The following is a 7,974-nucleotide window of genomic DNA, read 5'->3' on the forward strand; positions in this document are numbered from 1 at the left end:
TGTTTTTTTTTAATTTTTAATTTTAATTTTTATTTTTCATTTTTATTTTTATTTGAATTTTTAATTTTTAGCTTTTAATAGTTTTTTTTAAATTTTGATATGTCTTTTTTTTAATATCGCTAAAGCTTTTCTTTTTTCCATATTAACTTATTTTCCTCTCGATTTTAAAAAAATTAATCATGCTATTATTTTTTATTATTTGTCTTGTTTTTATTACTTATTTTTGATTTTAAGCTATTTTAAAAAGTATTTTATTTTTTTAAAAATAAATTAATTTGCTTAAGTATTTAAAATTGTATCAAATCGTTAAGAAAAAATTTATATATCCCGATAATAAATCTATTATTACTATTAATGAAATTAAATAATATTCAAAGATTTAGGAATTATTTGGGGAATTATTTTAAAAAATAATAAAAATATTGAATTTTTTATTAATTTATGAGGTATTGTTGAAATTATATTCATTTCATTTCTTTTTTTTTTAAATGGATGTTTTTGATAATTTCTTTGTCATTTAACAATCTAAACCTTTCTGAATTCTCTTTTTCTTATATTTGATTATTGATTAATGTCTGATAGTGTGATTAATTATTCGGAGGATAAAAAAAATGAAATCTATGAAAAAGATGATGATTGTTTTAATCATCGCAGCAATCGTAGCTGTTGGTGCAGCTTCCGCTGTAAGTGCTGGCTGGTTTGATTTCGGCACTCCTGACTTAGATGGACAAGAAGTAAACTTGGCTGCTGCAGCTAGTTTAAAAAATGTATATGATGATGAATTAATTCCTATGTTTGAAGAAAAATATCCTGGAGTAAAAGTTACTCCTACCTACGCTTCCAGTGGAGATTTACAAACTCAAATTGAAAACGGTCTGGATGCGGATGTTTTCATGTCAGCTGCTACCAAACAAATGGATGCATTAGCTGATGAAGGTTTAGTTGATAATGATACCAATGTTGAATTTTTAGAAAACAAAGTTGTATTAATTGTTCCTAAAGATTCTGACTTAAACATCTCTTCATTTGAAGATTTAAAAGATGTTGAAGGTAATATTGCTATCGGAGATCCTGAATCTGTACCTGCAGGTCAATACGCTCAAGAAATTTTAGAAAATCTCGGAATTTGGGATGATTTAGAATCTAAATTTTCTTTAGGTACTGACGTAACTGCTGTATTAAACCAAGTAGCTCAAGGATCTGCTGACTGCGGTATTGTATACGCAACCGATGCTAAATCCACTGATGATGTAAAAGTAATCTGTGAAGCTCCTGATGATGCTTTAGACACTCCAGTTATTTATCCTGTAGCTGTACTTTCCGGTGCTCAAGACACTGATGCTGCAAATGAATTTGTAAAATTCTTACAAACTGATGATGCTAAAGACATCTTCACTGAATACGGATTCACTATTCACGAATAGGTTTAGTATGATTATTCATATGGATGCTTTTAGTTATTCATATGAATAAATTTCTTTTTTTATGAATTTTCTATTTTAATAATTTAATTAATTTAGATTATTTTCATATTTTTTCTTTTTATTTTTCTTAGAATTTTACTTAAAAGTCTTATTTGAATGAATTGATTTAAATTGGGTTTTATTTTGTTTGAATGAATTGATTTAAATAATTTGAATTATTAAAATATTTTTATCGAAAAAATTTAAGGTGTTAGACATGATGGATTGGTCCCCCGTTTTTATTTCAATGAAAACCGCAAGCTTGTCAATATTCATAACCTTCTTTGTAGGTTTGTTTGTTGCTTGGGGTATTGTCAAAATGAAAAATGATTCATTGAAAATAGTTCTTGACGGTATTTTTACACTTCCAATCGTATTGCCCCCTACTGTAGTAGGGTTCTTTTTGCTTTATGTATTTGGAGTTAGAGGACCTATTGGAAAATTCTTTATAGAGTTTTTTGCAGTTAAAATTGCTTTTTCATGGTCTGCAACAGTTATTGCAGCAGTTGTCATGTCTTTTCCTTTAATGTACCGATCCGCCAGAGGGGCATTTGAACAGGTTGATTCCAATCTATTGGATGCCGGCCGTACATTAGGCATGTCCGAAAGGAAAATCTTTTCAAAGATATTGTTGGCCAATGCTTTGCCTGGTGTTATAAGCGGTGGAATTCTTGCATTTGCGCGTGGCTTAGGTGAATTCGGTGCTACAGCCATGCTTGCAGGTAACATTGCAGGACAAACCAGAACTCTCCCAATGGCTGTTTATTCAGAAGTGGCTGCTGGAAACATGGGGGAGGCTTTTAATTATGTAATAGTGATTGTTATTATATCCTTTATAGCTATTTTCATTATGGATTATCTTTCCTTACGTAAGGAAAGACAATGGAGATAGTTCAGTTTTAATAATTTTATTTTAATAATTTTAATAGTTTTAATTAGTTTATAAATAATAATTTTAATAATTTTATGTTTAAATAGTTTTAATAGTTTTTATTTTTATTGTTTTGTTTATTCTGAGGAAAAAATATGTCTGATAAATTGTTAAAGGTAGATATCCAAAAGAAACTTAAGGAATTTGACCTTGAGCTTAGTTTTGAATTGGAAAAGGGTTGTTTGGGTATTTTAGGTCCTTCAGGTTGTGGTAAGAGTATGACCTTAAAGTCCATTGCAGGCATTGTCGACCCTGATAATGGTCTTGTAAGTTTAAGGGCAGGTGATGAGACAGTTTATTATGATTCAAGTAAAAAAATTAATTTAAAGCCTCAGGAAAGGAATGTAGGTTATCTTTTTCAGAATTATGCATTGTTTCCTAACATGACCGTTGAGGAAAATGTTTCAATGGGTTTGCAAGACAATTATGATGAAAACAGAGTCGCTGAAATGATTAAGCGTTTCCATTTGGAAGGTCTTGAAAAAAGATATCCTAGACAATTGTCTGGCGGTCAACAGCAAAGGGTGGCATTGGCCCGTATTTTGGCTTATTATCCTGATGTAATATTGTTGGATGAACCATTCAGTGCAATGGACACTTTCCTTAAGGAACAATTGCGTATAGAACTTGCAAATATGTTAAATGGTTTTGATGGGCTTTCAATACTGGTTACACACGACCGTGATGAGGCATTTCAGTTCTGTGATGAGCTTTTAATTCTGGATCAAGGTAAGATTATAGCTCAGGGAAAGACATATGAAATATTTGAGAACCCTAAAAAGGTTCAGGTTGCAAGATTGACTGGATGCAAGAACATTTCAGAAGTGGAAATCATTGACGAACATCATCTTAAATCTTTGGATTGGGGATGTGTCTTTGAGGTGTCAAAGGAAATCTCCAATGAGGTTACTCATATGGGAATCAGGGCTCATGACTTCCATCCTGCAGAAAAGGATGATGTCAATGTAATTGACACTAAAAATTCAAAGATATTGGAAATGCCTTTTGAATGGCAAATAACCTTGGAGAATGGTTTATGGTGGAAATCTGAAAAACAGATTGATGAACATGATTTTATTATTCCTGACTATTTGAAAATAAATCCAAAGGACATTATCTTATTGGAAGAATAATTAATCTTTTCTTCTAATTTTACTTTTTTCTATTTCACTTTTTTCTATTTTTGCTTTTTTCTATTTTTGCTTTTTTCTATTTTTGCTTTTTTCTATTTTTAATTAGTAATTTTTACTTACTTTTTTTTATTTTATATTGTTTTCTTTCTTTTTTGTTTAATTTAATTAATGATTTTTCATTTGTCATTTGACTTTTTTTAACTAAATATTAAATACTTTAAATAATATATCTTTATCTAATATAGATTTTTAATTTAATTAAATTCTATAAAATTATACTTACTAATTATTTAACAAATTTAAGAGGAATTAAATGACTTATAAAGAAATTTCCAAAGAGTTTTTAGATAAATCAGATATCACTGTCGGTGATACAATAGAGGTCACCAAGGAGGATATTTCATATAAGGGAATATTGCTTGACAGATCTGAAGATGCTAAGGACGGTTATATTGTAATAAAACTTGATAGCGGATACAATGTTGGAGTAAATATTGAATCTGCTAGTGTAAAGCTTATTGAAAGAGGAGACCAACCTAAAATAGGATATGAAGGGGATGCAATTGACAAGGATTCCAATAAAATGAATATCTCAATCATCTCAACAGGAGGTACAGTCTCTTCAATCATTGACTATAAAACAGGTGCTGTTCACCCTAAATTCACTGCAGAAGATCTTTTAAGAGCAAATCCTGAACTTTTAGACCTTGCAAATTATGATGTTAAGGCATTATACAATATCCTGTCTGAAAACATGAAACCTGAATACTGGGTAAAGGCTGCAGAATCCATTGCAGATGACATCAATGCAGGTGCTGACGGTATTGTAATAGCTCATGGTACAGATACAATGCATTACACTTCAGCTGCATTAAGCTTCATGCTAAGGACTCCTGTTCCAATAGTCGTTACCGGTGCTCAAAGAAGTTCAGACAGGCCTTCAACAGATGCATTCCTAAACATCTATAACTCTGTTGGAGCTGCATTGTCCGATATCGCTGAAGTGACAGTATGTATGCACAACAGCCTTGATGATGGAATATGTGCACTTCATAAGGGTACAAAGGTACGTAAGATGCATACAAGCAGAAGAGACACCTTCAGAAGCATAGACAGCGAACCTATCGCTCTTTTAAAAGATGGAAAAGTTCAATCCACCAATTTGGATTATGTTAAACGTGGTGAAAACGAATTGGAATTGAGGACAGACATCGAATCCAAGGTTGCATTGATCAAGTCATTCCCTGGAATCACAAATGAGATTGTCGATTATCACATAGACAGGGGATATAAGGGATTGCTCATTGAGGGAACAGGACTTGGACATGTTCCGGATTATATGGTTGAATCATTGAAACGTGCAAATGATGAGGGCATTCCTGTTGTAATGACCTCCCAATGTCTATATGGTACAATCAACATGAACGTTTACAGTACAGGCAGATTGCTTCAGGATGCTGGAGTTATTTCAGGTATGGACATGACTCCTGAAACTGCATACGTTAAGTTGGCTTGGGCATTAGGTCAAAGCGATGATTTAAATAAGGTTAAGGAAATTATTCAAACTAATATTGCTGGAGAATTGAATGAAAGTTCTTCTCTTAAACATTTCTTAAATTAGGTGGGGGTTAATATGGCTAAAAACAAATCTAAAAAATCAAAAAAGGAAGATAAGAACTCTTCTGGAATTGAAAGAAATTGGGAAGAGCTTGGGCTCATGATGGGTCTTGAAATCCACCAACAGCTAAACACCAAGCATAAGCTTTTCTGTCCCTGTTCAACAGAATTGACTGATGATGATTATGATGATGCAATAATAAGAAACTTAAGGCCTACCCAAAGTGAATTGGGTCAAATCGACAGGGCTGCACTTCAAGAGTCCTTAAGGGACATGACATTTAAGTACGAGTCATTCAACAATCACACCTGCCTTGTTGAAACAGATGATGAACCTCCTCACTCCTTGAATAGGGAAGCTTTGGACATTTGTATCACTATCGCTTCACTGTTAAACATGAAAATTGTTGATGAATTCCATACAATGAGAAAACAGGTTATTGATGGAAGTAACACTGGAGGTTTCCAAAGAACAGGTCTTGCAGCTACTGACGGTTACTTGGACACTCCATATGGTCGTGTAGCTATTGAATCTCTTGGTTTGGAAGAGGATGCTGCAAGAAGAATCGATTCAGATGATGAGTTTACACAATTCAGGCTTGACAGGTTAGGCATTCCTCTTGCAGAGATTACCACAGATCCTTCCATGCACCACCCTGAACAAATCAGGGAAGTTGCATACATGATTGGACAGGTCTTGAGAAGTACCAATGTAAAGAGAGGATTGGGAACAATCCGTCAGGATGTAAACATCAGTATTGCAAGAGGCGCAAGGGTTGAAATCAAGGGAGTGCAGGACCTTGACTTAATGCCTGAAATTGTTGAAAGGGAAGTTCAGAGACAATTGGCGCTTGCAGACATTAAGGATGAATTGATAAAGAGAAATGCAAAGGTTGAAGATGATATCCATGATTTGGATGAGGTCTTTAAGGACACCTCCTCAAAGATTCTATCTTCAGCAGAATCAATTAAGGGCATCATTTTAAGAGGCTTTGATGGTCTTATAGGTAGGGAAGTTCAACCTGGAAGAAGATTTGGTACTGAATTGTCCAGTTATGCTAAAAAGATGGGTGTTTCAGGTCTTTTCCACACTGATGAATTGCCTGCTTATGGCATTCAGGCTGATGAGGTCGATGCAATGAAGGAATTCCTCAATGTCAATCCTGAAGATGCAGTTATCATAGTGGCTCATGATGAGGGTATTGCAGTAAATGCATTGAATGAGGTTATCCGCAGAGCGAACATGGCCTTTGATGGGGTTGTTGAAGAGACAAGAAAGGCTTTGGATGATGGAAACACTGAATATATGAGACCTCTTCCTACTGCAAACAGAATGTATCTTGAAACAGACATTCCTTTATTCCAGATTACAGAGGATATGGTTGAACCTATTAGAAATAATCTTCCTGAACTTCCAGACGTTAAGAAGGAAAGAATCATGGCTGAATACAAGTTAAGTGAGGACTTGTCCAACCAGCTTGTAAGAAGGCTATTGACAGATCGCTTTGAATCAATCGTTGCTAAAGTTAAGGTGGACCCTACCACTGTAGCATCAGTTCTTGTTTCAGATTTAAGGGATTTGAGAAGGGAAGGAATAGATGTGGAAATATTTACTGAAGAAAAGCTTGTTGAGGTTTTCACACTTCTTAAGGACAATAAGATTTCCAAAGATGCCTTAAAGGACCTTTTGCTTGAAGTAAGTAAAAAACCTGATGAGGATCTTGAAAAGCTAGCCGAAGATGCTAATTTGACCCTTTTAAGTGAAGATGCTGTTAGGGATATCATTAAGGAAATTGCACAAAATAATGAGGCAATGATCAAGGAACGTAACATGGGTGCAATGGGTCCTTTAATGGGAATGAGTATGAAAAAGCTTAAGGGAAAAGCAGACGGAAGTTTGGTAAATAAGATTGTTAGAGAAGAGATTCAAAATATTTTGAATTAATTTTCTTCTTTAATTTTTCTTTTTAATTTTTCTTTTTAATTTTTCTTTTTAATTTTTCTTTTTAATTTTTTTTAAGTAATTTATTCTTTATTTATATTTTCTATTTTATTATTTATTTATTTTTAATTCTTATTTTCTATTTTTATTAGTCATTTATTCTTAATTCTTATTTTATTCTTTTCTAGTTCTTTTTTAGATATTTTCCTATGTTTTCCTTAATAAACAATTTTTTATATTTTTTAATATTAAATGCTTAAGTTTATATACTACTTTATCATAATAGTAATATGTAACATATTTTTTACGGAATATATTTTTTACACATTTTAAAAAATTATGGGGGATAAAAAATTAATACAAAAATTCATTTAATATTGTTATGTGCATTAGTTTTAATTGTTTCTCTTGGAGCAGTTAGTGCTGCGGATAATGATATTGTTAAAGAATCTAATGGTCTTTCTGATAATGATTTTAAAGTAATTCATTTTCTTGATTCAGACGATGATTTGGATGATGGGGATGATTATGATGGTTTAGACGATTCTGATGATGAGGATTTGGATGATTCTGATGACGAAGACTTCGATGATGATGAAGATTATGAGGATGATGATTGGGAAGATGATGAAGACTTCGATGATGATGAAGATTATGAGGATGATGATTGGGAAGATGATGAAGACTTCGATGATGATGAAGATTATGAGGATGATGATTGGGAAGATGATGAAGACTTCGATGATGATGAAGATTATGAGGATGATGATTGGGAAGATGATGAAGACTTCGATGATGATGAAGATTATGAGGATGATGATTGGGAAGATGATGAAGACTTCGATGATGATGAAGATTATGAGGATGATGATTGGGAAGATGATGAAG

At 32.8% G+C, this 7,974-nt stretch carries 6 protein-coding genes; all 6 read left to right on the forward strand.

Annotation, left to right across the window (positions count from 1 at the left end; genetic code table 11):
* Positions 1–611: 611 nt before the first annotated feature.
* On the forward strand, positions 612–1,424 hold the full coding sequence (gene modA, locus Q0138_RS01250) for a molybdate ABC transporter substrate-binding protein (protein ID WP_297979812.1): 813 nt from the start codon (positions 612–614) through the stop codon (positions 1,422–1,424).
* A gap of 256 nt (positions 1,425–1,680) precedes the next feature.
* Positions 1,681–2,355 (forward strand): molybdate ABC transporter permease subunit, encoded by a 675-nt coding sequence (modB, locus tag Q0138_RS01255; RefSeq protein ID WP_297979814.1) that lies wholly within the window; start codon positions 1,681–1,683, stop codon positions 2,353–2,355.
* 134 nt (positions 2,356–2,489) lie between these two features.
* Positions 2,490–3,527: an ATP-binding cassette domain-containing protein gene (locus tag Q0138_RS01260; protein ID WP_297979817.1), complete on the forward strand. Its 1,038-nt coding sequence runs from the start codon at positions 2,490–2,492 to the stop codon at positions 3,525–3,527.
* 313 nt (positions 3,528–3,840) lie between these two features.
* The gene (gene gatD, locus Q0138_RS01265) at positions 3,841–5,148 is read left to right on the forward strand and encodes a Glu-tRNA(Gln) amidotransferase subunit GatD (protein WP_297979820.1); all 1,308 of its coding nucleotides are present in this window, start codon (positions 3,841–3,843) and stop codon (positions 5,146–5,148) included.
* A 12-nt stretch (positions 5,149–5,160) separates the two neighbouring features.
* A complete protein-coding gene (gene gatE, locus Q0138_RS01270; protein ID WP_297979822.1) occupies positions 5,161–7,089 on the forward strand; it encodes a Glu-tRNA(Gln) amidotransferase subunit GatE in 1,929 nt (642 codons plus the stop codon).
* A 374-nt stretch (positions 7,090–7,463) separates the two neighbouring features.
* Positions 7,464–7,974, forward strand: a 511-nt coding sequence (locus Q0138_RS01275; RefSeq protein WP_297979824.1) for a hypothetical protein, incomplete at its 3' end; no start/stop codon positions are given.

The sequence above is a fragment of the uncultured Methanobrevibacter sp. genome (genome assembly GCF_937906425.1).
GTDB lineage: Archaea > Methanobacteriota > Methanobacteria > Methanobacteriales > Methanobacteriaceae > Methanobrevibacter.

Coding starts and splice junctions, on each gene's coding strand:
- modB (WP_297979814.1), top strand. CDS start 1,681: ATGATGGATTGGTCCCCCGTTTTTATTTCAATGAAAACCGCAAGCTTG.
- gatD (WP_297979820.1), top strand. CDS start 3,841: ATGACTTATAAAGAAATTTCCAAAGAGTTTTTAGATAAATCAGATATC.
- gatE (WP_297979822.1), top strand. CDS start 5,161: ATGGCTAAAAACAAATCTAAAAAATCAAAAAAGGAAGATAAGAACTCT.
- modA (WP_297979812.1), top strand. CDS start 612: ATGAAATCTATGAAAAAGATGATGATTGTTTTAATCATCGCAGCAATC.
- Q0138_RS01260 (WP_297979817.1), top strand. CDS start 2,490: ATGTCTGATAAATTGTTAAAGGTAGATATCCAAAAGAAACTTAAGGAA.